The following is a 25,765-nucleotide window of genomic DNA, read 5'->3' on the forward strand; positions in this document are numbered from 1 at the left end:
GCGGGTGGCGGAGACAGCGGACAGACTCAGACGAAGGAGAACCGGCGGGCACATGGACGTACTCACCGACAATTTCGCGCTCTACGGCGAGGGGTTCTGGGGCACCCTGAAGCTCACCTTCTTCGCGGGAGTCCTCGCCCTCGTGGTTGGCGTGATCATGGCGGGCTTCCGGGTGGCGCCGGTCCGCGCCCTGCGGGCGGTGGGCACCGCCTGGGTGACGGTGCTCCGCAACACCCCGCTCACCCTGCTCTTCTTCGCGCTGCTGCTGGGGCTGCCCCGCTTCGGAGTGGCTCTGCCCTTCGAGCTGTTCGCGGTGCTCGCGCTCGGTTGCTACACCTCGGCCTTCATCTGCGAGGCGGTGCGCTCGGGCATCAACACGGTGCCCACCGGGCAGGGCGAGGCCGCCCGCAGTCTCGGCATGAACTTCGGCCAGACGCTCGGCTCCGTCGTCCTGCCCCAGGCGTTCCGCACCGTCATCCCGCCGATCGGCTCCACCCTCATCGCGCTGGCCAAGAACTCGGCGATCGCCGGGTCGTTCAGCGTCGTCGAGTTGCTGAGCACCTACAAGACGCTCAGTGAGAACGGCTACAGCGTGGTGTGGAGCTTCGTCTGGATCGCGCTCGGCTACCTGGTGCTGACCCTGGCGATCAGCGCCCTGTTCAACCTTCTGGAGAAGCGGTGGGGAGTCGCCCGGTGAGTGCGCCCAGCACGCGGCAGCAGCAGTCCGCGCTCTACGACATCCCCGGGCCGCGCGCCCGGGTCCGGCACCGGATCTACGGCGTGGTCACGACGCTGGCCGTCGCCGCGCTGCTCGCCTGGATCGTCAACCTGCTGATCGAGACCGGCCAGTTCGCGGCCGTCCGCTGGCGGCCCTTCACCTACGAGGGCATCCAGGAGCTGCTGCTCAGCGGGCTCGGGAACACCCTCAAGGCGTTCGTGCTGTCGGCCGTGCTGGCACTGGCGCTGGGTGCGGTGCTCGCGGCGGGGCGGCTCTCCGACCACGCCCCGGTGCGCTGGATCGCCACGCTGCTGGTGGAGTTCTTCCGGGCGATGCCCGTACTGGTCATGATCTTCTTCGTGTTCGTCGCCCTCCAGGTGCAGCCGCTGCCCGCGCTGGTCACCGGGTTGACGCTCTACAACGGCTCGGTGCTCGCCGAGGTGTTCCGCGCCGGGATCAACTCCGTGGAGCGCGGCCAGCGGGAGGCCGCCTACGCGCTCGGCCTGCGCAAGACGCAGGTGATGGCGCACGTCCTGGTGCCGCAGGGGGTGCGGGCGATGATGCCGACGATCATCAGCCAGCTCGTCGTCGCGCTGAAGGACACCTCGCTGGGCTACCTCATCACCTTCGAGGAGTTCCTGCACGCGGGCAAACTGATCGCCATCAACCTGGACTACGCGATGCCGTTCATCCCGGTCGTGCTGGTGATCTCGGCGATCTACATCGGGCTGTGCATGCTGCTCTCCTGGTTCGCCACCTGGGTGGCCCGCCGGGAGCGCCGGAACGTCAAGAACGAGGCCGTCGAGGTCGCCCCGGCCAAGGCCGGATCGGGGATGCCGGGCGACCCCCGGGAGCGCTGAGCCCCGGGACCGGTCCTCCCACCCCGGGCCCCGGGCCCCGGACCGACGCGGCTCGCCGCGTGCCGGGGGAGGGGCGGCCGGGCTCAGCGGGACGGTGGGCTCGCCGTCCGCCGGGCCCGCTCAGGACGTCAGCCGGTGGCTGCCGCGCCGGGAGCCGCCGCCGGGGGAGGGGGTGGTCGCCGCCCGGGTCACGTCGGAGATCAGCTCGACGACGTCCGCCCCGTACGCCTGGGAGTTGACGACCTTCAGCAGCAGGCAGAAGTTGCCGTTCTGCCCGTACTTCCGCGCCAGCCGGGCGTTGTGCCGGACCAGGTAGCGGGCCGCCGCCTGGTTGGTGATCGAGTGCTGGCCGCAGAAGAGGAACACCGGGCGTATGTCGCCGTTCTGCCCGGCCGTCAGCCGCGCCAGCAGTACGTGCTCGGAGGTGCCGTTCTCCATGCGGTACCGCTCTCCGCCGATCGCGAAGGAGCCCCGGTCCGGGCCCGGTTCCACGTCCGTGTTGATCTGCACGCCGGGCAGCAGCGACTGGAGGTGCGCCGCCATGCGCAGGTTCGACACCGGCCCGCCCACGCAGAACTCGGTGCGCTCTCCGAAGCCCTGCCCGGCCGCCTCGTGCGTCACCACGTCCGCGTGCGCCCCGCAGTCCTTAATCAGCGCGGACAGCTCCAGCAGCGCGAACACGTCGTGCCGGGCGACCGAACGCTCGGTACCGGCCTCGCGGTTGACGACCAGAAGGCACTCGGAGTTGTCCGGCAGCCCGAAGAACCGCTGCCTGCGGCGGAGTTTGCGGCGCCACAGGTACGTCCGGGCGAACCAGCCCACCGCCGCCGCGACGCCGGTGGCCACGACCCCGAGCACGATCTCCATCAGGTTGTCAATCATGGCGCCGCACCCTACCGGCCCACCGCCCCGCTGTCCGCGCGGGTGCTGACGCGCGGGGACAGCGGGGTTAGGCTGCGCTGGCGTTCGACGACGGGAGGTCACATGCACGGCTCCACCCGGTTCGCCCGTGTCACTCGTATCCGTGGCAGCGTGCGGCGCGGCGCCTACCGGCTCCGCCGGGGGCTCGCGGAGGGCACCACGCTCACGGGACGCGACGCGGCACCGCCCGGCCGCCCGCCCCGCGCCGCCCCGGCGCGGCCGCCCCGGCGCCCGGCGCGCTACGGCGTCCTGGGCACCGCGGTACTCGTCAGCATGGCGCTGACCGGAGCCGCCGCGACCCCGGCGGACCGGCCCGGGGCGCCGGACGGCACCCCGGAGAAGACCCCGCTGGCCGTCGGGCACGGCGGCGCCGTCTCCAGCGTCGACCCGGACGCCTCCGCCGCGGGGATCGCCGCGCTGAAGCGCGGGGGCAACGCCGTGGACGCCGCCGTCGCGACGGCGGCCGCGCTCGGCGTCACCGAGCCGTACTCCGCCGGGATCGGGGGCGGCGGCTACTTCGTCTACTACGACGCGAAGAGCGGCGAGGTCCGCACCGTCGACGGCCGCGAGACCGCGCCGCTCAGCGCCGACGCCGACCTGCTGCGCGAGGACGGCAGCCCGATCCCCTTCGACGAGGCCGTGACCAGTGGGCTCAGCGTCGGTGTGCCGGGCACGCCCGCCACCTGGGAGCGCGTGCTGAAGCGGTGGGGCAAGGGCTCGCTGGCCGACGCCCTCAAGCCGGGCGAGCGGCTCGCCCGCGAGGGCTTCACGGTGGACGACACCTTCCGGCGGCAGACCGCCGACAACGCCGACCGCTTCCGCGACTTCCCGGCCAGCGCCGAACTCTGGCTGCCCGGCGGCGAGTTGCCCAAGGTCGGCAGCACGCTCCGCAACCCCGACCTGGCCCGCACCTACCGGGAGCTGAGCGACCGCGGCAGTAAGGCGCTCTACACCGGCGAGCTGGGCGAGGACGTGGTGCGCACCGTCCGCAAGCCCCCGGTCGACCCGGCGGCCGAACGGACCGTCCGGCCCGGCGACATGACGCGGAAGGACCTGCGCGAGTACCGCACCCTCGACCAGGACCCCACCCACAGCACCTACCGCGGGCTGGACGTCTACGGCATGGCGCCCTCCTCCTCGGGCGGCACCAGCGTCGCGGAGGCGCTGAACATCCTGGAGCGCGACGACCTGGGCGACCTGGACGAGCGCGCCTTCCTCCACCGCTACCTGGAGAGCAGCCGGATCGCTTTCGCCGACCGCGGCCGCTGGGTCGGGGACCCGGCCCACGAGGACGTGCCCACCGAGGGCCTGCTCTCGAAGGAGTTCGCGGACTCCCGCGCCTGCCTGATCGACGACGGCAAGGCGCTGACCAGCCCGCTCCCGCCGGGGGACCCGCGCTCCCCGGAGGCGTGCGACAGCGGCGGCAAGGGCACGCCCACCCCGTACGAGGGGCTCAGCACCACCCACCTGACCACCTCGGACAAGTGGGGCAACGTCGTCTCGTACACGCTGACGATCGAGCAGACCGGCGGCAGCGGCATCACCGTGCCCGGACGCGGCTTCCTCCTCAACAACGAGCTGACGGACTTCTCCTTCGAGCCCGTCGACGCGGAGGTGCCCGACCCCAACCTCCCCGGTCCCGGCAAGCGTCCGCGCTCCTCGATGTCGCCGACGATCGTGCTCCAGGACGGGAAGCCGCTGGTGGCGCTCGGCTCCCCGGGTGGGGCGACGATCATCACCACGGTGCTCCAGTCCCTGCTGAACCACCTGGACCGGGGCATGCCGCTGCTCGACGCGGTCGCGGCGCCGCGCGCCAGCCAGCGCAACGCGGAGGAGACCGAGGTGGAGGCCGGGCTCGACCCGGCCGTCCGGAAGGAACTGGAGGCGATGGGGCACCAGTTCACCACCGTCGGGGAGCTGGGCGCGGCCACCGCCGTGCGCAGGATGCCGGACGGCCGGTGGATGGCCGTCGCCGAGAAGGAGCGGCGCGGAGGCGGTTCCGCGATGGTCGTCCGCCCGGACAAGAAGGACTGACCGGGCCGCTCCCCGGCTCCGCCGCTCGCTGACTCCGGCCCCGGCCGGACCAGTTCACGCCGACCCCGGCCGCACGCGCCGCCCGGGCCCCCGGGCCCGGTGGCGCGTGCGCCGCCGGGGCGCGTGGCGTGCCCGCCGCGTGACGCCAGCGGTCACAAGATCGACCCACTGAGCTTACGTCGGGGTTCTTGCCACGGCACTCCGCCGGTTCTACGGTCGCATCCTCACGTGGATCTACGCGTGTCGAACTGCTGGACCCCGCGCGAAGGAGCTGCTCATGGCTGACGTCGTACGTGCCGCACTGGTGCAGGCCACGTGGACCGGCGACACCGAGTCGATGGTCGAGAAGCATGAGCGGCACGCCCGGGAGGCGGCCGCCCAGGGCGCCCAGGTGATCGGGTTCCAGGAGGTGTTCAACGCCCCGTACTTCTGCCAGGTCCAGGACGCCGAGCACTACCGCTGGGCCGAGCCGGTGCCCGACGGGCCGACCGTCCGGCGGATGGCCGAGGTCGCCCGGGAGACCGGGATGGTCGTGGTGGTGCCGGTCTTCGAACTGGCCGACTCCGGCTTCTACTACAACACCGCGGCCGTCATCGACGCCGACGGCACCGTCCTCGGCACCTACCGCAAGCACCACATCCCGCAGGTGAAGGGGTTCTGGGAGAAGTTCTACTTCCGTCCCGGCAACCTCGGCTGGCCGGTGTTCGACACCGCCGTCGGCAAGGTCGGCGTGTACATCTGCTACGACCGGCACTTCCCAGAGGGCTGGCGGCAACTCGGTCTCGCTGGCGCTCAGTTGGTCTACAACCCCTCCGCCACCTCGCGCGGCCTCTCCGCCTACCTCTGGCAGCTGGAGCAGCCCGCCGCCGCCGTGGCCAACGAGTACTTCGTCGCGGCCATCAACCGGGTGGGCACCGAGGAGTACGGCGACAACGACTTCTACGGCTCCAGCTACTTCGTCGATCCACGCGGGCAGTTCGTCGGGGAGGTCGCCAGCGACACGAAGGAGGAACTCGTCGTGCGCGACCTCGACTTCGGCCTCATCGACGAGGTGCGCCAGCAGTGGGCCTTCTACCGCGACCGGCGGCCGGACGCGTACGGCGGACTGGTGGAGCCGTGACCGGCGCCGCCGAACTCCACACGCGGCACCGGGCCGTGCTTCCCGACTGGCTCGCGCTGTACTACCGCGACCCCATCGAGATCACGCACGGCGAGGGACGTCACGTGTGGGACGCCGAGGGCAACCGGTACCTCGACTTCTTCGGCGGCGTGCTCACCACCATGACCGCCCACGCGCTGCCGGAGGTCGTCAAGGCCGTCAGCGAGCAGGCGGAACGCATCCTGCACACCTCGACGCTCTACCTCAACCGGCCGATGGTGGAGCTGGCCGAACGCGTCGCCGCGCTCTCCGGCATCCCCGACGCCCGGGTCTTCTTCACCACCTCGGGCACCGAGGCGAACGAGACGGCGCTGCTCCTCGCCACCGCCTACCGGGGCTCCAACCAGGTGCTGGCGATGCGGAACAGCTACCACGGCCGCTCGTTCTCCACGATCGGCGTCACCGGCAACCGCTCCTGGTCCCCGACCAGCCTCTCCCCGCTGCACACGCTGTACGTGCACGGCGGGGACCGGGGGCGCGGCCCCTACGCGGGGCTCGACGACGCGGGGTTCGTCGCGGGCTGCGTGGAGGACCTCGCCGACATGCTGGGCCAGGCGCGGGACGGCGTCGCCGCGCTGATCGCCGAACCCGTGCAGGGCGTGGGCGGGTTCACCGCCCCGCCCGACGGGCTGTACGGCGCCTTCCGGGAGGTGCTGCAACAGCACGGGGTGCTGTGGATCAGCGACGAGGTGCAGACCGGCTGGGGCCGTACCGGGGACCACTTCTGGGGCTGGCAGGCGCACGGCCAGGCCGGGCCGCCGGACGTCCTGACCTTCGCCAAGGGCCTCGGGAACGGCACCTCCGTCGGCGGGGTCGTCGCCCGCGCCGAGGTCATGAACTGCCTGGAGGCCAACTCCATCTCGACCTTCGGCGGCAGCCCGGTCACCATGGCCGCCGCCAGCGCCAACCTCACCTACCTGCTGGAGCACGACCTCCAGGGGAACGCGCGGCGCGTCGGCGGACTGCTGCTGGAGCGGTTGCGGGCGGCCGCGGCGGGGCTCGGCGTGGTACGGGAGGTGCGTGGCCGGGGCCTGATGATCGGGATGGACCTGGTGCTGCCGGGCACCGGCACCCCCGCACCCGAGGCGGCCTCGCTGGTGCTGGAGGCGGCCCGGGCGGGCGGGGTGCTGCTCGGCAAGGGCGGCGGCCACGCGTCCGGCGGCGTGCTGCGGATCTGCCCGCCGATGAGCCTCACCGTGGCGGAGGCCGAGGCGGGAGCGGCGGTGGTGGAGGAGGCGCTGCGCGGGGCGGAGCGTGAACTGACAGGGATGCACGGATGAGAGGAACGGCATGACGCGCACACTGATCCACGGCGGTCTCGTCATCACCGCGGCCGACGAGGTCCACGCCGACGTGCTCATCGACGGCGACCGGATCGCCGCGGTCGCCACGCCCGGCAACGGCCTGGCCGAGAGCTGGGCCGCGGAGCGCACCATCGACGCCACCGGCCGGTACGTCATCCCGGGCGGCGTGGACGGGCACACCCACATGGACTTCCCGTTCGGCGGGACCTTCTCCTCCGACGACTTCGAGACCGGCACCCGCGCCGCCGCCTGGGGCGGTACCACCACCATCGTCGACTTCGCGGTGCAGAAGAAGGGCAGCGCGCTGCGCGAGGGCCTCGACCAGTGGCACGCCAAGGCGGAGGGCCGCTGCTCGATCGACTACGCCTTCCACATGATCCTCTCCGACGTGCACGACGGCACCCTCAAGGAGATGGACCTCCTGGTGGACGAGGGCGTCACCTCGTTCAAGCTGTTCATGGCCTACCCCGGGGTCTTCTACAGCGACGACGGCCAGATCCTCCGCGCCATGCAGCGCTCGGCGGGCAACGGCGGTCTGGTGATGATGCACGCCGAGAACGGCATCGCCATCGACGTCCTCGTCGAACAGGCCCTGGCCGAGGGGCGGACCGACCCCCGCTACCACGGGGAGGTACGCCGGGAGCTGCTGGAGGCCGAGGCCACCCACCGCGCCATCCAGCTGGCCCGGGTGGCGGGCTCGCCGCTGTACGTGGTGCACGTCTCCGCCGAGCAGGCGGTGGCCGAACTCGCCGCCGCCCGGGACCGGGACCTGCCGGTGTTCGGCGAGACCTGCCCGCAGTACCTCTACCTCTCCGTCGACGACCTCGCCGAACCCGACTTCCACGGCGCCAAGTACGTGTGCAGCACGCCGCTGCGGCCCCGCGAGCACCAGGCGGCGCTGTGGAGCGGGCTGCGCACCAACGACCTCCAGGTGGTCTCCACCGACCACTGCCCGTTCTGCTTCACCGGCCAGAAGGAGCTGGGCCGGGGCGACTTCTCGAAGATCCCGAACGGGATGCCGGGCGTGGAGCACCGGATGGACCTGCTCCACCAGGCGGTGGTGGACGGTCACCTGACCCGCCGCCGCTGGATCGACATCGCCTGCGCCACCCCGGCCCGGATGTTCGGCCTCTACCCCCGGAAGGGCACCATCGCGCCCGGCGCCGACGCGGACGTCGTCATCTACGATCCGGCCGCCGAGCAGACGCTCTCCGCCGAGACGCACCACATGAACGTCGACTACTCCGCCTACGAGGGCCGCCGGATCACCGGCCGGGTGGAGACCGTGCTCTCCCGGGGCGAGCCCGTCATCGAAGGCCACGGCTACACCGGCCGGGCGGGGCGGGGCCGGTACGTCCCGCGCGGCATCTGCCAGTTCCTCAACTGACCCCGACGGAGCGAGCACACCATGGACTTCGGACTCGTCCTCCAGACCGACCCGCCGGGCGCCACCACCGTCGCCCTGATGCGCCGCGCCGAGCGTTCCGGGTTCCGCTACGGCTGGACCTTCGACTCGGCGGTGCTGTGGCAGGAGCCCTACGTCATCCACAGCCGCATCCTGGACCACACCGAGAACCTGATCGTCGGGCCGATGGTGACCAATCCGGGCACCCGGTCCTGGGAGGTCACCGCCTCCACCTTCGCCACCCTCAACGAGATGTACGGCAACCGCACCGTCTGCGGTATCGGCCGCGGCGACTCCGCGATGCGCGTCGCCGGGCGGAAGCCCAACACGCTCGCCGTGCTGAGCGACGCCATGCGCACCATCCGGGACCTGGCCGAGGGGCGGGAGGCCACCGTCGACGGCACCGCGCTGCGGCTGCCCTGGGTCTCCGGCGACAGCGAACTGCCCGTCTGGATGGCCGCCTACGGGCCGAAGGCGCTGGCCATGGCGGGCCGGGAGGCGGACGGCTTCATCCTCCAGCTGGCCGACCCCTACCTCACCGAGTGGATGGTCAAGGCCGTGCGGCAGGCGGCGGCCGACGCGGGCCGGGACCCGGACGAGGTCACGATCTGCGTCGCCGCCCCGGCGTACGTGGGCGACGACCTCGCCCACGCCCGGGAGCAGTGCCGCTGGTTCGGCGGCATGGTCGGCAACCACGTCGCCGACCTGGTATCCCGGTACGGCGAGGGGAGCGATCTGGTCCCCACCGCGCTCACCTCGTACATCAAGCGCCGCGAGGGATACGACTACGCGCACCACGGACGGGCGGGCAACCCCGACACCGCCTTCGTGCCGGACGAGATCGTCGACCGCTTCTGCCTGCTCGGGCCGGTCGCTGACCACATCGAGCGGCTCCGGGAACTCCGGGAGCTGGGCGTCGATCAGTTCGCCGTCTACGCCATGCACGACGCCAGGGAGCAGACCATCGACGCCTACGGGACCGGCGTCATCCCCGCCCTGAGCTGAGCCCCCGCCCCCTTCTCCCACCTTTTCTCCTCTCCGTCCCCCCGTTCCCCGGGCCGGGCCCACGGCCCGGGGAACCCCACCGCCAGCCCACGGTCCCGGGAGCGACACCCGGGGTTGACCGGGCCCGACCGTCTCCGGCGGGCCGCACCGCATCGGATCGGACGGGTCGCCGCCGGACGCCGCGGGCCGTCCGGCCCCGTACGCCCCGCTCCCCGGCAACTCCCCGCGCCTGCCTACCGGTTCCGGCCCCCGCGCCCACCCCGCACCGGCCCCTCGTCGTCGGCGGGCGCTCACCGCACGCCCCTCCTCGCGCTCGCGCTCCGCCGCTCCTCCCTCCCCGCTCGACGTTCCCACCGTCCCGTCGGCCGGCGGTCCGGGCACCCGGGCGCCGCTCGCATCCGCACATGCCTCCGGCAACCCGGCCCGCGCCCACGGCCGGTGCCGCTCCGGCGAACGAGCCCGCCCCGGCCCCGAGTCCGCCCCGCGCGGCCGGACCGGTCCGTGAATCCCGCGAACCCGCGAACCCCGTGCGGATCACGGCCCCCGAACTGCCCGAACTCCCAGCCCCCGACCCCGAATCCCAGAATCCCCGAACCCGAGACGACGAGGTGTACCCGTGCGCGAAACGGCTCCCCCCGAACAGCCCCGCACCTCCAGCTCCGAGATCACCTACCCGGACGGCCGGGTGGAACTCGCCGACGGGGCGATACCGGCCGACAGCCCATACCACAACGACGACCTGGCGCCCGTCCCACTGGCCGAACGGCGCTGGACCACCTACAACTTCGCGGCGCTCTGGATCGGGATGGCCGTCAACATCCCCTCCTGGACGCTCGCTTCAGGTCTGGTCTCGCTCGGCATGGACTGGAAGCAGGCCGTGCTGACCATCGCGCTGGCCAACGTGATCGTGCTGTTCCCGATGTTGCTCACCGGCCACGCGGGGCCCCGCTACGGCATTCCCTTCCCCGTCCTGGCCCGCGCCTCCTTCGGGGTGCTGGGCGCCAACCTCCCGGCGCTGGTGCGTGGCGTCGTCGCCTGCGCCTGGTTCGGGATCCAGACCTGGATCGGCGGCCAGGCGATCTACTTCCTCGCGGGCAAGTCCCTGGCCGACAGCGCCTGGTGGACCGGCGCCGGTGAACTGTTCGGCTACCCCTGGCCGCAGTGGCTCTGCTTCGCGCTCTTCTTCCTCTTCGAGATCGTGATCATTCTGCGCGGTATGGACGCCGTCAAGAAGCTGGAGAACTGGGCGGCGCCGCTGATGCTGCTCGGCGGTCTCGCGCTGCTCGCCTGGATCGCCAACAAGGCGGGCGGACTGGGGCCGTTGCTCGACCAGCCCTCCAAGCTCGGCTGGGGCGCGGACTTCTGGCCGGTCTTCTTCCCCGCGCTGATGGGGATGATCGGCTTCTGGGCGACGCTCTCGCTGAACATCCCCGACTTCACCCGCTTCGGGGCGGGACAGCGCGCCCAGGTGTGGGGCCAGACCCTCGGACTCCCCACCACCATGGCCTTCTTCGCGCTGCTGTCGGTGCTGGTGACCTCCGGGTCGCAGGCCGTCTACGGGGAACCCATCTGGGACCCCAGCCAGCTCGCCGCGCGGATGGACAGCACCGTCGGCGTCGTCTTCGCGCTGCTGGTGATCCTGATGGCCACGCTCTCCACCAACATCGCCGCCAACCTCGTCAGTCCGGCCTACGACTTCTCCAACGCCGCCCCGCGGCTGCTGAGTTTCCGCTCCGGCGCGATCGTGGCCTGCGTGCTCGGCGTGGTCATCTTCCCCTGGAAGCTGATCGAGAACCCCAGCTTCTACATCTACACCTGGCTCGGCACCGTCGGCGGCATGCTCGGTACGGTCGCCGGCATCCTCATCGCGGACTACTGGCTGATCCGCCGTACCCGGCTCGACCTCGCCGCGCTCTACCGACGTGACGGCGTCTACTGGTACACCGGCGGCTGGAACTGGCGGGCCCTGGCGGCCTTCACCGTCGGCGCGGTCCTCGCGGTCGGCGGCTCCTACTCCGACCCCGGCAACGGGCCCTTCCCCGAGGACGGGCTGATCCCCTTCCTCCAGCCCCTCGCGGACTACGGCTGGGCCGTCGGCCTCACCGCATCGCTCCTCGTCTACACCGCCCTGATGGCCACCGCGCGCCACCGGCGGGCGCCGAACTCCCCCTGACCGACGGTCCGTCGAGCCTCGGGCGCCCGGTGTCACCGGGCGCCCCCGGGCGGCTCAGGGGACCCGCGCGGTCCAGGAGGTGGCGCCGAACCTCTCCTCCGCCAGCGTCCGCGCCCGGGCCATCTCCGCGCCGCTGACCGGGCCGTCGGTCAGCCCGTACCGGCCGCGGAAGGAGGCGACCATGCGGTCGATCACCTCGCCGCGAGACAGCCCGGTCTGCCTCCGCAGCGGGTCCACCCGCTTCTTCGCGCTGGTCGTGCCCTTGTCGGAGAGCTTCTCCCGGCCGATCCGCAGGACGTCGAGCATCCGGTCGGCGTCGATGTCGTAGGCCATCGTGACGTGGTGGAGCACCGCCCCGGGGCCGCCGTCCGGGCCGACCATCCGCTTCTGCGCGGCCCCGGCGATCTTGCCGTCCTTGGAGGCGATGTCGTTCAGCGGCTGGTACCAGGCCGCGATGCCCATGTCAGCGAGCGCGCCCAGCACCCAGTCGTCCAGGTAGGCGTAGCTGTCGACGAAGGTCAGCCCCTGGACGAGCGAGGCGGGCACGCTGAGCGAGTAGGTGATGGTGTTGCCCGGCTCGCAGAACATCGCGCCGCCGCCGGACACCCGGCGCACCACGCTCACTCCGTGACGGGCGGCACCCTCGGGGTCGACCTCGTTCCGCAGCGACTGGAAGCTGCCGATCACCACGGCCGGCGCCCCCCACTCCCACACCCGCAGGGTCGGGGGGCGGCGGCCCGCGGCCACTTCCTCCGTCAGCACCTGGTCGAGCGCCATGTGCAGGGCGGGCGGCTGCGGGCCCTCCCGGACCAGTCGCCAGTCGTAGTCCGTCCAGTCCCCGGCCTCCGCCACGGCCCGCCGGACGGCGATCGCGACGGCCCCGGCCGAGAAGCCGAACATCACCGTGCCCTCGGGCAGCGCCTGCTCGATCCGGGCGGACAGCTCGGCCGCCTCAGCGGTGACCGGCGCGCCCTCCAGCGCCCGGTCCATCGCGGCGAGCGCCTCGTCGGGTTCGAGGAAGAAGTCGCCCGCGACCCGGACGTTCCGCAGGACCCCGCCGACGTCGTCGCAGTCCACCACCACGAGCTTGCCGCCCGGCACCTTGTACTCGCCGTGCATTCCGACTCCCGTTCCGCGTACCGCTGTTGACCGGCGGCGCACGGTGGGGCCCGCCACCGCCCAGGCTACGCCCGCCCCGCCCGTCGGGTTTCCCGTACCCCTCCGCCCGTATACCCACCCGTACGCCGCCCGCGCCTCCCGGGCTGCCCGCGCCCGCTCCCCGGCTCCGGGTGGGCGCGGTCAGCGGCGGCGCAGCACCCCGCGGATGAGGGCCGCCTGCCCGGCGTGCTGGAGGTCGTCCGCGGCGACGCTCACCAGCCGGACGCCGAGGGTGACCTCGGGAGTCCAGGAGGTGTCGACGCCCCGCCCCAGGTCGGCGTCGGACAGCCCGCCCAGGTAGGAGACGGTGCGGTCGTGCACGGCGTCGTGATAGCCGATCAGCGTCTGGGGGCTGAGGCCGCGCACCTCGGCCACCTCGGCGCTGCTGTGTCCGTAGCCGGTGGCGGCGGTGGGGAGGGGGAGCGCGAAGCGCTCGTCCCAGCCCTCCTCCGTCCAGACCTGTTCGGTTCCTGCCGCGTCGGCGATGTGGTCGTCCTGCACCCGGGTGAGGTGCCAGACCAGCCAGGCGATGGAGTTGGCCTCCGGATCGAGCCGGGCGGTGAGTTCGTCCGGGCTGAGGCCGGTGACCGTGTCCCGGACGGTCTCCCGGATCCGGCCGAAGGCGTCGACGAGCAGGGCGGTGCTGGCGGTCATGGTGACTCCGTGTCTGGTGCGGGGACGGACGCGGGGGATGACGGGAGATCGCGGGGGACGACGGAAGACGAGGCGGGGCGGACGGGGTGGAGGCGGACGGGCGTTCCGTCCCAGCGGTCTCCGCTCACGGCGGTGCGGAAACGGCGCCGGCCGCGGAAGCGCCCCGGCGGACGAGGAATCCCGCCCCACCGACCCGTACGCGCCGTCCCCGTGCCCGCCCGCCGCCGACCGTCCCGCCGGGTGCTTTCGCCGTACATCCGGGCGTCGTTCAAGGTGTACCCAATGGTTCAATATGTTGTACTCTCCGAGGGGTGCGCCCCACCGGCCCGGCTGCCGCCGATCCGGGGGCGCGGGACGGGGATACGGCGGGCGGCGGTGTGCGCGAGCGCGCGGGGGCCGCGCCCGGTGACGTACGGCAGGAGAGCACCCCCGTCGGCGGAGAACCGCCGGACGGTGGAGAGAGCGGGCACGGCAGTGGCATCCGAGATCGAGAACTGGCTGGCGGGGGCGTCCATCGACCCCGAGGTCACCGCGTTGCGCCCGGACTACCGGGCACTGGTCGTCGTCGCCGAGGGCCTGCGTCCCGGCCCGTCCGACGCCGACAGCGAACGGCTGCTCGCGGCGGCGGAGGCGGGCGCCGTGGACCCGGAGACCCACCCCCACGTCCTCGCCTGGCGCGAGGCGTTCCGCGCCTTCGGGGCGAAGCCGAAGCGCACCCGGCCCAGCGTGGACGCGCTGCTGCGCCGGGCGCCGGACGGCCTGCCCCGCGTGGACCGGCTCACCGACCTCTACAACGCCATCTCCGTCGCCCACGTACTGCCGCTCGGCGGCGAGGACCTGGCGCACTACACCGGCCCCGCGCGGCTCACCCGCGCCGACGGCAGCGAACCGTTCACGACCTCGGTGGGCGGCGACCAGGCCACCGAACAGCCGCGCCCCGGCGAGGTCGTGTGGCGGGACGACGCGGGGGTCACCTGCCGCCGGTGGAACTGGCGGCAGTGCGTGCGCACCCGGCTCAGCCAGGACACCACCCGGGCCGTGTTCATCCTGGACGCCCTCGGCCCGCTGGACGACGCCGCGCTCGACGCGGCGGGGGAGGCGCTGACCGAGGCCCTGCTCACCGCCAGCCCCGGCGCGAGCGCCGCGCGGCGGCTGCTGCGCTGAGCGGCCGCGGCGCGGCACGCTCCAGCCACCCCGGGCCGGGAGCTGAGGCGGCCGAACCCGGCCGCCTCAGCTCCCGGCCGCGGCGAACCCGTCGAGCAGACGCGGTAGGGCCACGCCCACCGGTTCCCGGATGATGTCGGTCGCCAGCGCGTCGTACGGCGTCGGCTCGGCGTTCACGATGACCAGCCTGGCGCCGTGCGCGGCCGCCAACTCGGTGAGCGAGGCCGCCGGTTGGACGTGCAGGCTGGTGCCGGCGGCGATGAACACCTCGGACGCCTTCGCCACCTCGACCGCGGCGCTCAGCATCCCCGGATCCAGCCCCTCGCCGAACATCACCGTCGCGGACTTGAGGATGCCGCCGCACTCCCGGCAGGGCGGGTCCTCCTCACCGGCGGCCACCCGCTCCAGGGCCTCCGCCATCGAGGAGCGCACCGCACACCGGGTGCACACCACCGAGCGGGAGTTCCCGTGGAGTTCGAGCACCTTCCGCTCGGGGAGTCCGGCGAGCTGGTGCAGGCCGTCGACGTTCTGTGTGATGACACGAACCGGGACCCCCGACCGCTCCAGCCGGACCACCGCCTCGTGGGCGACGTTGGGACGGGCGGTCCACGTGGGGCTGGAACGCCGCATCCGCCAGGACTGGCGGCGGACTTCGGGATCGTTCATGTAGTACTCGTACGTGACGAGCTTCTCGGCGTCCGGGTTCTGTCGCCACAGCCCGTTCGGCCCGCGGTAGTCGGGGATTCCGGAGTCCGTGGAGATCCCCGCACCGCTGAGGAGGGCAACGAGGGGGCCGCGCTCCGTGGTCGTCTGCTGGGTCGGCATGTCAGCAGGGTAGCCATTCCTCCGATCGGGAAGCCCACCCGCGAGGAGAGCCGTGTTCACCACCCGCCCCACACTCCAGGGAACCTTCGGCATGGTGTCGTCCACCCACTGGCTCGCCTCGCAGTCCGCGATGGCCGTGCTGGAGGACGGCGGCAACGCCTACGACGCCGCCGTGGCCGCCGGGTTCGTGCTGCACGTCGTCGAACCCCACCTCAACGGACCGGCGGGGGAGGTGCCCATCCTGCTGGCCCCGGCCGGTGGGCGGGTGCGCGTGCTGTGCGGACAGGGGGTGGCCCCGCGCGGCGCCACCCCGGAGCACTACCGCGCGCTGGGGCTCGAACGCGTCCCCGGCACCGGGCCGTTGGCCGCGGCGGTGCCCGGCGCCGTCGACGCCTGGCTGGTGCTGCTCCGGGACCACGGCAGCAGGCCCCTGGACGAACTGCTGCGGTACGCCATCGGCTACGCCGAGCACGGCCACCCGGCCGTCGAGCGGATCGGCGCCACCGTCAGCTCGGTCCGCGAGCTGCTGGAGCGCGAGTGGACCGCGTCCGCCCGGCTGTACCTCCCCGGCGGGCGCCCACCGGCGCCCGGCGCCCTGCTGCGCAACCCCGCGCTGGCCGCGACCTGGCGGCGGCTGCTCGCCGAGGCGGCGGCCGCCGGGCCCGGCCGGGAGCGGCGGATCGAGGCGGCCCGGCGCGTGTGGCGGGAGGGCTTCGTCGCGGAGGCGCTGCTCGCGGCGGCCCACACCCCCACTCTGGACAGCTCGGGGGAGCGGCACGTGTCCACGCTCACCGGAGACGACCTCACCGGCTGGGAGGCCCGGTACGAGGAGCCCGTGACCTACCGGTGGAACGGCTGGACCGTCGCCAAACCCGGCCACTGGACCCAGGGCCCCGCCTTCCTCCAGCAACTCGCCCTGCTGCCGGACGGGTTCGCGGCGGAGGGCGCGGCGGTCCTGGAGAGCGCGGAGGGCCTGCACCGGCTCGTCGAGGGCGCCAAACTGGCGCTGGCCGACCGGGAGGCGTGGTACGGCGACGCGGACGGCGCGCCCCGGGCGCCGCTGGCCGACCTGCTCGCCGACGGATACAGCGCCGCCCGCCGCGCCCTCGTCGGACCCACCGCCTCGTACGCGCTGCGGCCCGGTAGCCCCGGCGGCCGTGTCCCCCGGCTGGCCGCCGGGGTCACGGCGGGGCTCGCCGATCCCCCCGCTCCCGGCACCGGCGAGCCCACCCTCGGCCGACTCGGCGAACGCCCCGGCGACACCTGCCACCTCGACGTGGTGGACCGCTGGGGGAACATGGTCAGCGCCACCCCCAGCGGCGGCTGGCTGCACTCCAACCCGGTCATCCCCGAGCTGGGCTTCCCGCTCGGCACCCGCCTCCAGATGACCTGGCTGGAACCCGGCCTGCCCGCCACCCTCACCCCCGGCCGCCGCCCCCGCACCACCCTCAGCCCCTCCCTGGCGTTGCGCGGCGACGAAGCGGTGCTCGCCTTCGGCACCCCGGGCGGCGACAGCCAGGACCAGTGGCAGCTGCGCTTCTTCCTCGACGTCGCGCTGCGCGCCCCCGTCCGTGGCGGCCCGGACCTCCAGGGCGCGATCGACGCGCCCGCCTGGCACACCGACAGCTTCCCCAGCTCCTTCCACCCGCGCGCGACGGACCCGGGCGCGGTGACGGCCGAGGCCCGTTTCGGCGAGGACGTCCTGCGCGGCCTGCGGCAGCGCGGCCACCGGGTGACGGTGGCGCCGCCGTGGTCCGAGGGGCGGCTGTGCGCGGTCGCGCGGGACCCGGAGACCGGAGTGCTCAGCGCGGGCGCCAACCCGCGCGGCGCGCAGGGCTACGCGGCCGGCCGCTGACCTCCCGCCGCCGGAACCCGCGCGCCCGGCCGCCGTGCTTCCATGGAGGCATGATCGATGACGCGCTGGCCACGGCGGCCGAACAGGCGGTACGGGAGGCGGTGGCGCGCGAGGTGCTGCCGCGCTGGCGTCACCTCGCCGAGCACGACGTGACCCGCAAGAGCGGGCCGCACGACCTCGTCACCGTCGCCGACCAGCGCGCGGAGGAGTACCTCAGCAGGGAGCTGCCCGCGCTGCTGCCCGGTTCCGTCGTGGTCGGTGAGGAGACCGTGCACACCCGCCCCGCCACCTACGAGGCGCTGCGCGGCGAGGCCCCCGTCTGGATCATCGACCCGATCGACGGCACCCGCCAGTTCGTCCGTGGCGAGGACGGCTTCTGCACCCTGCTCGCCCTCGCCCACCACGGACAGGTGCTCGCCTCCTGGACCTACGCGCCCGCCCGCGAACAACTCGCCGTGGCCCGGCTGCGGGGCGGCGCCCACCTCAACGGCGAGCCCCTGACGGCCGGTTCACCGGCCCCCGGCGCGGCCCTCGAAGTGGCCACCTCCCACCCGGACTTCACCACCGTGGAACAGCGGAGGGCGCTGCGGGCACTGTCCGTCGAGGGCGTCACCGACCGCCCCACCGGCTCCGCCGGGCTGGAGTACCTGGCGGTCGCGCGCGGCCAGCTCGACGCCGTCGTCTACAGCTGGGAGGCCGCCTGGGACCACGCGGCGGGACTGCTGCTGGTCTCCGAGGCGGGCGGCGTCAACGCGACCGTCGCCGGGCAGCCGTTCCGGCTCGCCGGGGACAACGACCTGCCGTTCACCGCGGCGCGGGACGAGCCCACCGCCCGGCGTATGGTGGAGCTGCTGCGCGAGGGCGGCTGAGCGCCCCGCGGAAGCGAGGGGAGAGCCTGGAGTGCCAACCATCCGTGATGCGGTGATCGTCGGTGCGGGCCCCAACGGGCTGACGGCGGCGGTGGAACTCGCCCGGCGCGGCCTGTCCGTCGAGGTCTTCGAGGCGCGGGACGGCATCGGTGGTGGCGCCCGCACCGAGGAGCTGACTCTCCCCGGCTTCCGGCACGACCCGTGCTCGGCGGTCCACCCCACTGGCGCCGGATCACCGGCCTTCGGCACCATGCCGCTCGGCGACCACGGCCTGGAGTGGCTGCACGCCGAACTCCCCATGGCCCACCCGTTTCCGGACGGCACCGCCGTGTTGCTCGCCCACTCCGTGCGCGAGACCGCCCGGTCGCTCGGCCCCCGGGACGGCCGCGCCTACGAGCGTCTCGTCGCCCCCTTCCTCGGCCGATGGGACGCGCTGGCCGCGGACTTCATGGGCGTCGGCTCGCTGCTGAACGGCCGCTGGCCGAGCGATCCCGTGCTCCTCGCCCGGTTCGGCCTCGCCGCCGGACTGCTCCCGGTCTCCTGGATGAACCTCCGCTTCCGCGAACCCCGCGCGAAGGCGCTGATGGCCGGGCTCGCCGCGCACGTCACGGCCCCGCTCAACAGCCCCGCCACCGCCTCGCCCGCCCTGGTGTTCGCGCTCGCCGCGCACGCGCGGGGCTGGCCGGTGCCCCGGGGCGGCTCGCAGGCCATCTCCGACGCCCTCGCCGGCTACCTCGCCACCCTCGGCGGCGTGATCCACACCGGCGTCGAGGTCCGGCGGCTCGACGAACTCCCCCCGGCCCGCGCCTACGTCTTCGACACCTCACCCGCCTCCCTCGCGCGGATCGCCGGACTCGGCCGCGCCTACGACGGATTCCGGTACGGCGCCAGCCTGTTCAAGATCGACTACGCGCTGGACGGCCCGGTCCCGTGGACCGCCGAGCCCGCCCGCCGCGCCGGGACCGTGCACATCGGCCCGACCAGCGGCGACATCGACCTCGCGACGCGCTCCGCCGTCGGCGGCGAGCCCCCCGAGTGGCCCTTCCTGATCACCGCCCAGCCCAGCCTCGTCGACCCCACCCGGGCCCCCGGCGGCAAGCACGTCTTCTGGGCCTACGGCCACGTGCCCGCCCGCTGGGACGGCGACGCCACCGAGGCCATCGAGCGCCAACTGGAGCGCTTCGCCCCCGGGTTCCGCGATCTGGTGCTCGCCCGCGCCACCGCCGGCCCACCCGAACTCGCCGCCCGCAACGCCAACTACGTCGGCGGCGACATCGGCTGCGGCGCGGCCACCCACCTCCAGCTGGTCATCCGGCCGAAGCTGCGCCGCGTCCCGTACGAGACGGCCCACCCCTCCGTCTTCCTCTGCTCCGCCGCCACCCCGCCCGGCCCCGGAGTCCACGGCATGCCGGGCCACCACGCCGCCCGCGCCGTCTGGCGGCGGCTGCGCCACGCCGCCTGACCACCGTCCGGCCGCTGACCCACGCCCGCCGGTTCCGTTCTCACGCCCGCCGGTTCCGCCGCAACGCGCCGCTCCCCGCGGCCCGTTCGTGGCGGAGTACGCCTACGGCCGCTCCTCGCCGTCCGCGCGCCGGGACTCCGCCGCACGGCGCAGCCGTGGGTGGCGCCGCTCGCGCCGCCGTTCCACCAACTCGTCGCCGACCATCAGCCGGACGGCGTCCCGCATCCCGTGCAGCCGCTGGTGCCGGGTGGGGCCCGCGCCCGGGTCGGTGCGCAACTCCCGCAGCAGCGCCCAGCACAGCCCGAGCATGACCAGCACGAAGGGCAGCGCCACCAGGATCGTGCCGGACTTCAGCGACTCCAGCCCCCCGGCGAGGAGGAGCACCGCCGCCACCGCCGACATCAGCACGCCCCAGGTGACCACCAGCCAGGTGCGGGGATGCAGGGCGCCCCGGCTGGTGAGCGAACCCATCACCAGCGAGGCGGAGTCGGCGCTGGTGATGAAGTACATCATCACCAGGAGCATCGCGATGACGGAGGTCACGGCGGCCAGCGGCAGGGCGTCCAGCATCGAGAAGAGCGACTGCTCCACGTCGTCCGCCTGTCGCGAGAGGTCCCGTTCCCCGGTGGCGTCCAGCCGGATCGCGGTCCCGCCCAGCACGCAGAACCACACCATGGACGCCCCGCTCGGCACCAGCAGCACCCCCCACAGGAACTCCCGGACGGTCCTGCCGTGCGAGATCCGTGCCAGGAAGGTCCCCACGAACGGGGCCCAGGACAGCCACCAGGCCCAGTAGAAGATCGTCCAGGCGCCCAGCCAGTCCTCGCTGCCGAAGGCGCCGGTGCGCGAGGAGAGCGTCAGCAGGTTCTGGAGGTACGGACCGACCGAGGCCGGAATGGTGTTGAGCACGTACACGGTCGGGCCGACCAGGAACACGAACAGCATCAGACAGGCCGCCAGCACCAGGTTGACGCTGCTGAGCCACTTCACCCCGCGGTGCAGACCGGAGAAGGCGGAGGCCACGAACGCGGCTCCGAGCACGACGATCACCAGCAGCTGGAGCGTGGTCGAGTCGTCGATCCCGGTCGTCAGGTCCAGCCCCCGGGACACCTGGAGCGCCCCCAGCCCGAGGCTCGTCGCGGTGCCGAACACCGTGGCGAAGACGGCCAGCAGGTCGATCAGCTGTCCCGCGCGGCCGTTCGCCGCCCGCTCCCCGATCAGCGGGACGAAGACGGCGCTGATCCGGTTGCCGCGCCCCTTGCGGAAGGTGACGTAGGCGAGTGCCAGCCCCGCCATGGCGTAGATCGCCCAGGGGTGCAGCGTCCAGTGGAACAGCGAGTACTCCAGCGCCAGTTGGGCGGACGGCCCGGACTGGGACCGCACCCCGCCGAACGGCGGCGGGTCGACATAGTGCTGGAGCGGTTCGCCGACACCGTAGAACATCAGGCCGATGCCCATCCCGGCGCTGAACATCATCGCGATCCAGGTGAGTCCGCCGAACTCCGGTTCCGCGTCCGGTTCCCCGAGCCGGATCGCCCCGAACCGACTGAGCGCGAGCAGCACACAGAGCACCAGGAACACGTTGGCGCCGACCATGAACAGCCAACTGAAGTTCTCCAGCACCCAGTTCAGCGCCGCGGAGGAGAACGTGTCGAAGGAGCCCCGGCCGAGCACCGCCCACGCCACGACCGCGAGGATCCCCGTCGCGCCGAGGGTGACGACGGTGACGTCCGGTCCCGGTTCCGCCGGCGGCTCCTCCTGGTCCGTGGCGGTCTCCGGTCCGGGGGACCCGCCCGATGGAGGCTCGGCGTCGGTGCTCATGGCGCCCACTATGCGGCGCTAGCGGGCGAATTCGGGCGCGGGCACGCCGGACGCCGACGCGACCGGCCACGGCGGCCCATGGTCGCCGGGCACCTGTGGCGGATAGTGTCGCCCCGGCGCGAAGCCTGTTTGAACGCGAGAGAGAGCCAGAGGCACTAGCCATGACCACGACGGCGCGGGTGCTGATCGCCGCGGACAAGTTCAAGGGATCGCTGACGGCCGTCGAGGTCGCCGAGCGCGTCCGTACGGGAATCCAGCGGGCACGGGGCGGCGTCGAGGTGGACGCCCTGCCCGTCGCCGACGGCGGGGACGGCACCGTGGCCGCCGCGGTGGCGGACGGCTTCGAACGGCACGAGGTGGAGGTCACCGGTCCGCTCGGCGCGCCGGTCACGGCCGCCTTCGCGCTGCGCGGGGAGACCGCCGTCGTCGAGATGGCCGAGGCGTCCGGACTCCAACTGCTGCCGCCCGGGGCCTTCGCCCCGCTCACGGCCACCACCTACGGCACCGGCGAACTCCTGCTCGCCGCCGTCGACGCGGGTGCCACCACCATCGTCTTCGGCGTGGGCGGCTCGGCCACCACGGACGGCGGCGCGGGCATGCTGGAGGCACTCGGCGCCCGCTTCCTCGACGAGGACGGCGACCCGGTGCCGCACGGCGGCGGCCCGCTCCGCGAGCTGGCCAGCGCCGACCTCTCCAGCCTGGACGCCCGGCTGGCCGAGGTGCGGATCGTGCTCGCCAGCGACGTGGACAACCCGCTCACCGGCCCGAAGGGCGCCCCCGCCGTCTACGGCCCGCAGAAGGGCGCCAGCGACGAGGACATCGCGGTGCTCGACACCGGCCTCAGCCACTACGTCGGCGTGCTGACCGAGGCGCTCGGCCCCCGGGCGGCGGAGGCGGCGGAGGCGGCGGGCGCGGGCGCGGCAGGTGGCATCGGCTACGGCGCGCTGGTCGGCCTGAACGCCACGTTCCGGCCCGGCATCGAGGTACTGCTGGAGGTGCTCGGCTTCCCGGAGGCGCTGGAGCGCGCCGACCTGGTCGTCACCGGGGAGGGCTCGCTGGACGCCCAGACCCTGCACGGCAAGGCGCCCGCAGGGGTCGCGGCCGCCGCCCGCGCCGCGGGCAAGCCGGTGGTGGCGGTGTGCGGGCGGGTGGAGATCGACGACCGGGAGCTGCGCGGCGCGGGCATCGAACGCGCCTACGCCCTCACGGAGATCGAACCCGACCCGGAGCGCTGTATGGCCAACGCGGGCGCGCTGCTGGAGGAGACGGCCGAGCGTCTGGCGGCCGACCGCCTCTGACCCGGACCCACCGGGGCACGACCCGGGATCCCCGCCGTGCCCCGGGAACCCCGCTCCCGTGACGACGGGAACGCGCGGAGCGGGCGGACGCGAGGAGGGGCCCGCGACGAGGGGCCGGGGACAAACACGACGAGGGGCCGGAGGAAGATCCTCCGGCCCCTCGTCCTGGGCTCGTGCGCGGCGCCCGGCGCTCGCGCGTGGGCTAGCCGTGCGTCGCCGTCCGCGCCTCGCGCCGGTTGTCACGGAAGGTGTGCACCCGGCGCGCGGTGGCGAAGAGCGGGATGACCGCGCCCAGCACCAGCTGGAGCGCGCAGCCGGTCTGGAGCATCAGCTCCCCGGCGGGGGACTCGAAGGCCCAGGCGGTCAGCAGTCCCATGCTGAGCACGATCCAGCTGAGCATCGCCAGTGCCAGACGGCCGCGCGGCTTCGGGTACTCGACCCGGCTGACCATCAGCCACGCCACCCCGATGATCGCGAGCAGCGTCGGCACGAAGGGGAGTTCCAGCAACACGATCGAGACCACGGTCAGCGCGCCGAACGGCCCGGGCATGCCCTGGAAGACGCCGTCCCGCATCGGCACGCAGGAGAATCTCGCGAGGCGCAGCACCACCGCCAGCAGCACCACCACGGCGGCGACCACCGAGACCCGCTGGTGCGCGTCGTTGGCGACCATGCCCCAGACGACCACGAAGTAGGCGGGCGCCAGTCCGAAGCTGATCAGGTCGGAGAGGTTGTCGAGTTCCGCGCCCATCGCCGAGCTGCGGAGTTTCCGGGCGACCAGCCCGTCGAACAGGTCGAAGACCGAGGCCAGCAGCATCAGCAGGACGGCGGTGGCGGCGCTGTGCCGCGCCATGCCGCCGTACTCCTCACCCGTGAGGTGGGGGATGAGGATGCCGGTGGTGGTGAAGTAGACCGCAAGGAAACCGCAGGTGGCGTTGCCGAGCGTCAGCGTGTCCGCTATGGAGAGCCGCGTGGAGAGCGGCATCTCGTCGTCGTCCTCCTGGTCCTCCGGGACCCAGGACGAGTCCGTCCGGGCTTCGGGATCAATCACGGTCAATGCGAGTCACCCCCGCTGTTGTGGCCTGACCGACCTCAACGGCTGGTTCTGTCCCCTCCGGGAGGTAGAGGTCCACCCGGGACCCGAACCGGATCAGCCCGATGCGCTCGCCCTGCTCGACCTTGGTGCCCTGCGGCACGTACGGGACGATGCGCCGCGCCACCGCGCCGGCGATCTGGACCATCTCGACGTCGCCCAGCTCGGTGTCGAAGTGCCAGACGACCCGTTCGTTGTTCTCGCTCTCCTTGTTGAAGGCCGGGACGAAGCCACCCGGGACGTGCTCGACCGAGGTGACGGTGCCCGCCATCGGCGCCCGGTTGACGTGCACGTTGAGCGGGCTCATGAAGATCGCGACGCGGGTCCGGCCGTCCTTCCAGGGCATGATGCTCTGCACCACGCCGTCGGCGGGCGAGATGACCCTGCCCTGGGTGATCTCGCGCTCCGGGTCCCGGAAGAACCACAGCATCCCCGCGGCGAGCGCCGTGGCGGGAACGGCGACCGCCGCCGCCTTCCCGGACCGGCGGGCCCGCAGGAGGCTGACGGCGGCGGTCGCCACGGTCGGCAGAAGCCACGGTGACGCTCCGCGCGCCAGGCGGATCCGGCCGCCGGTGGTGAAGGGTTGGCCGTCCGGTGCGGAGGATGAGCTGTGGGGCATGAAAGACCTTCGTAGCGGAGGGAGCCGCACCGTTGAGGGGGACGGCGGCTTTCCGGGATGCTACCGGTTTTCGGTGGCAACTGGGCAAGCCAGAGCGCCAGTCAGTACACCGGCCCCCCACCGGGCGTGATCTCGCGATCGAGAAAACGCCCGGAACGGGGCATTCGGCTAGGCGCGGTACTCCTCCAGCAGGCGGCGGCCCACGATCATTTTCTGGATTTCGGCGGTTCCCTCGCCGATGAGGAGCATCGGCGCCTCCCGGTAGAGCCGCTCGATTTCGTACTCCTTGCTGAAACCGTACCCGCCGTGGATGCGAAAGGCGTCTTCCACGACCTCCTTGCAGTACTCGGAGGCGAGGTATTTGGCCATTCCGGCCTCCAGGTCGTTCCGCTCTCCGGAGTCCTTCTTCCGCGCCGCTCCGACCATCAGCGCGTGCGCCGCCTCCACCTTGGTGGCCATCTCCGCGAGCTTGAACTGGATGGCCTGGTGCCTGGCGATCGGCTTGCCGAAGGTCTCCCGCTGCTGCGCGTAGGCGATGCCCAGCTCGAAGGCGCGCTGCGCGACGCCACAGCCACGCGCCGCGACGTTGACCCGGCCCACCTCGACGCCGTCCATCATCTGGTAGAAGCCGCGGCCGGTCTCCCCGCCGAGGACCCGGTCCGCGGGGATCCGCAGGCCATCCATGATCAACTCGGTGGTGTCGACGCCCTTGTAGCCCATCTTGTCGATCTTGCCGGGGATGGTCAGGCCGGGCCGGACCTCGCCGAAGCCCGGCTCCTTCTCCACCAGGAAGGTGGTCATAGACCGGTGCGGCGGGGTGTCCTCGGGCAGGCCCTCGTCGGTCCGGCAGAGCACCGCGACCAGAGTGGAGGAACCGCCGTTCGTCAGCCACATCTTCTGGCCGTCGAGCACGTACTCCGCGCCGTCCCGGACGCCACGGGAGGTGATGGCCGACACGTCGGAGCCCAGCGCCGGTTCGGACATCGAGAACGCGCCCCGGACCTCGCCGGTCGCCATCCTCGGGAGGAAGTGGCTCCGCTGCTCATCGGTGCCGTGTCGCTGGAGCATGTACGCGACGATGAAGTGCGTGTTGATGATGCCCGAGACGCTCATCCAGCCCCGGGCTATCTCCTCCACGCACAGCGCGTAGGTGAGCAGTGACTCACCGAGGCCGCCGTACTCCTCGGGGATCATCAGCCCGAAGACGCCGAGGTCCTTCAGGCCCTCGACGATCTCGGTCGGGTACTCGTCCCGGTGTTCCAGCTCGGTGGCCACCGGGATGATTTCCTTGTCGACAAATCCCCGGACGGTGGCGACGATCTCCCGCTGGACGTCCGTCAGTCCCTCGGTCTGCGCGAGGCGTCCCAT

21 protein-coding genes are annotated in these 25,765 nt (G+C 73.1%); 13 read left to right on the forward strand and 8 right to left on the reverse strand.

Features of this window, described 5'->3' with window-relative positions; translation table 11 throughout:
- Positions 1-52: 52 nt before the first annotated feature.
- Together E0L36_RS14900 and E0L36_RS14905 are read left to right on the forward strand one after the other, a co-directional pair.
- Entirely contained in the window at positions 53-697 is a 645-nt protein-coding gene (locus E0L36_RS14900; protein WP_180929500.1) for an amino acid ABC transporter permease, read from the forward strand.
- Positions 694-1,578 (forward strand): amino acid ABC transporter permease, encoded by an 885-nt coding sequence (locus E0L36_RS14905; protein WP_180929501.1) that lies wholly within the window; start codon positions 694-696, stop codon positions 1,576-1,578. Before E0L36_RS14900 ends, E0L36_RS14905 begins: the two co-directional genes overlap by 4 nt.
- 120 nt (positions 1,579-1,698) lie before the next feature.
- On the opposite strand, the gene E0L36_RS14910 is transcribed toward E0L36_RS14905, so the two are convergent.
- Complete coding sequence (locus tag E0L36_RS14910; RefSeq protein ID WP_180929502.1) at positions 1,699-2,460, reverse strand: hypothetical protein; 762 nt, start codon at positions 2,458-2,460, stop codon at positions 1,699-1,701.
- 312 nt (positions 2,461-2,772) lie between these two features.
- Here E0L36_RS14910 and ggt point away from each other — a divergent pair, with 312 nt between their 5' ends.
- The 6 genes from ggt to E0L36_RS14940 all read left to right on the forward strand — a co-directional run bounded on the left by ggt (position 2,773) and on the right by E0L36_RS14940 (position 11,579).
- A complete protein-coding gene (gene ggt, locus E0L36_RS14915; RefSeq protein ID WP_180930022.1) occupies positions 2,773-4,533 on the forward strand; it encodes a gamma-glutamyltransferase in 1,761 nt (586 codons plus the stop codon).
- A gap of 277 nt (positions 4,534-4,810) precedes the next feature.
- The gene (locus E0L36_RS14920; RefSeq protein ID WP_180929503.1) at positions 4,811-5,653 is read left to right on the forward strand and encodes a nitrilase-related carbon-nitrogen hydrolase; all 843 of its coding nucleotides are present in this window, start codon (positions 4,811-4,813) and stop codon (positions 5,651-5,653) included.
- Positions 5,650-6,972, forward strand: coding sequence for an aspartate aminotransferase family protein (locus E0L36_RS14925; RefSeq protein ID WP_180929504.1), 1,323 nt, complete (start codon positions 5,650-5,652; stop codon positions 6,970-6,972). Before E0L36_RS14920 ends, E0L36_RS14925 begins: the two co-directional genes overlap by 4 nt.
- Before the next feature lie 10 nt (positions 6,973-6,982).
- Positions 6,983-8,383: a dihydropyrimidinase gene (gene hydA, locus E0L36_RS14930; protein ID WP_180929505.1), complete on the forward strand. Its 1,401-nt coding sequence runs from the start codon at positions 6,983-6,985 to the stop codon at positions 8,381-8,383.
- 21 nt (positions 8,384-8,404) lie between these two features.
- Entirely contained in the window at positions 8,405-9,406 is a 1,002-nt protein-coding gene (locus E0L36_RS14935) for a TIGR03842 family LLM class F420-dependent oxidoreductase (protein ID WP_180929506.1), read from the forward strand.
- Positions 9,407-10,022: 616 nt separating this feature from the next.
- Positions 10,023-11,579 (forward strand): NCS1 family nucleobase:cation symporter-1, encoded by a 1,557-nt coding sequence (locus E0L36_RS14940; protein ID WP_180929507.1) that lies wholly within the window; start codon positions 10,023-10,025, stop codon positions 11,577-11,579.
- A 54-nt stretch (positions 11,580-11,633) separates the two neighbouring features.
- On the opposite strand, the gene E0L36_RS14945 is transcribed toward E0L36_RS14940, so the two are convergent.
- The gene (locus tag E0L36_RS14945) at positions 11,634-12,698 is read right to left on the reverse strand and encodes a biotin/lipoate A/B protein ligase family protein (RefSeq protein WP_180929508.1); all 1,065 of its coding nucleotides are present in this window, start codon (positions 12,696-12,698) and stop codon (positions 11,634-11,636) included.
- A gap of 180 nt (positions 12,699-12,878) precedes the next feature.
- Positions 12,879-13,391 (reverse strand): DUF664 domain-containing protein, encoded by a 513-nt coding sequence (locus E0L36_RS14950; RefSeq protein WP_180929509.1) that lies wholly within the window; start codon positions 13,389-13,391, stop codon positions 12,879-12,881.
- A gap of 474 nt (positions 13,392-13,865) precedes the next feature.
- Between E0L36_RS14950 and E0L36_RS14955 the strand changes: the two genes are divergently transcribed.
- Positions 13,866-14,555 (forward strand): phenylalanine--tRNA ligase beta subunit-related protein, encoded by a 690-nt coding sequence (locus E0L36_RS14955; RefSeq protein ID WP_308416766.1) that lies wholly within the window; start codon positions 13,866-13,868, stop codon positions 14,553-14,555.
- A 66-nt stretch (positions 14,556-14,621) separates the two neighbouring features.
- Here the strand turns inward: E0L36_RS14955 and E0L36_RS14960 are convergent, their stop codons facing one another.
- Entirely contained in the window at positions 14,622-15,380 is a 759-nt protein-coding gene (locus E0L36_RS14960) for a Sir2 family NAD-dependent protein deacetylase (RefSeq protein WP_180929511.1), read from the reverse strand.
- A 52-nt stretch (positions 15,381-15,432) separates the two neighbouring features.
- On the opposite strand from E0L36_RS14960, the gene E0L36_RS14965 reads away from it, so the two are divergent.
- The 3 genes from E0L36_RS14965 to E0L36_RS14975 are packed head-to-tail and all read left to right on the forward strand — an operon-like array spanning position 15,433 to position 19,566.
- Positions 15,433-17,235, forward strand: coding sequence for a gamma-glutamyltransferase family protein (locus E0L36_RS14965; protein ID WP_180929512.1), 1,803 nt, complete (start codon positions 15,433-15,435; stop codon positions 17,233-17,235).
- Between the two features lie 50 nt (positions 17,236-17,285).
- On the forward strand, positions 17,286-18,104 hold the full coding sequence (locus E0L36_RS14970; protein ID WP_180929513.1) for an inositol monophosphatase family protein: 819 nt from the start codon (positions 17,286-17,288) through the stop codon (positions 18,102-18,104).
- A gap of 31 nt (positions 18,105-18,135) precedes the next feature.
- Entirely contained in the window at positions 18,136-19,566 is a 1,431-nt protein-coding gene (locus E0L36_RS14975) for an NAD(P)/FAD-dependent oxidoreductase (protein WP_180929514.1), read from the forward strand.
- 102 nt (positions 19,567-19,668) lie between these two features.
- Here E0L36_RS14975 and E0L36_RS14980 read toward each other — a convergent pair whose 3' ends face one another.
- Positions 19,669-21,387 (reverse strand): BCCT family transporter, encoded by a 1,719-nt coding sequence (locus E0L36_RS14980; protein WP_180929515.1) that lies wholly within the window; start codon positions 21,385-21,387, stop codon positions 19,669-19,671.
- A 161-nt stretch (positions 21,388-21,548) separates the two neighbouring features.
- On the opposite strand from E0L36_RS14980, the gene E0L36_RS14985 reads away from it, so the two are divergent.
- Positions 21,549-22,685, forward strand: a complete 1,137-nt coding sequence (locus E0L36_RS14985) for a glycerate kinase (protein WP_180929516.1) — start codon at positions 21,549-21,551, stop codon at positions 22,683-22,685.
- Positions 22,686-22,887: 202 nt separating this feature from the next.
- Here the strand turns inward: E0L36_RS14985 and pssA are convergent, their stop codons facing one another.
- The 3 genes from pssA to E0L36_RS15000 form a co-directional block, all read right to left on the reverse strand.
- Entirely contained in the window at positions 22,888-23,742 is an 855-nt protein-coding gene (gene pssA / locus E0L36_RS14990) for a CDP-diacylglycerol--serine O-phosphatidyltransferase (protein WP_180929517.1), read from the reverse strand.
- Entirely contained in the window at positions 23,729-24,397 is a 669-nt protein-coding gene (locus E0L36_RS14995; RefSeq protein WP_180929518.1) for a phosphatidylserine decarboxylase, read from the reverse strand. Before E0L36_RS14995 ends, pssA begins: the two co-directional genes overlap by 14 nt.
- Positions 24,398-24,565: 168 nt before the next feature.
- Positions 24,566-25,765 (reverse strand): acyl-CoA dehydrogenase family protein, encoded by a 1,200-nt coding sequence (locus tag E0L36_RS15000; protein ID WP_180929519.1) that lies wholly within the window; start codon positions 25,763-25,765, stop codon positions 24,566-24,568.

This window comes from Streptomyces sp. AJS327 (assembly GCF_013450295.1).
Taxonomy (GTDB): Bacteria; Actinomycetota; Actinomycetes; order Streptomycetales; family Streptomycetaceae; genus Streptomyces.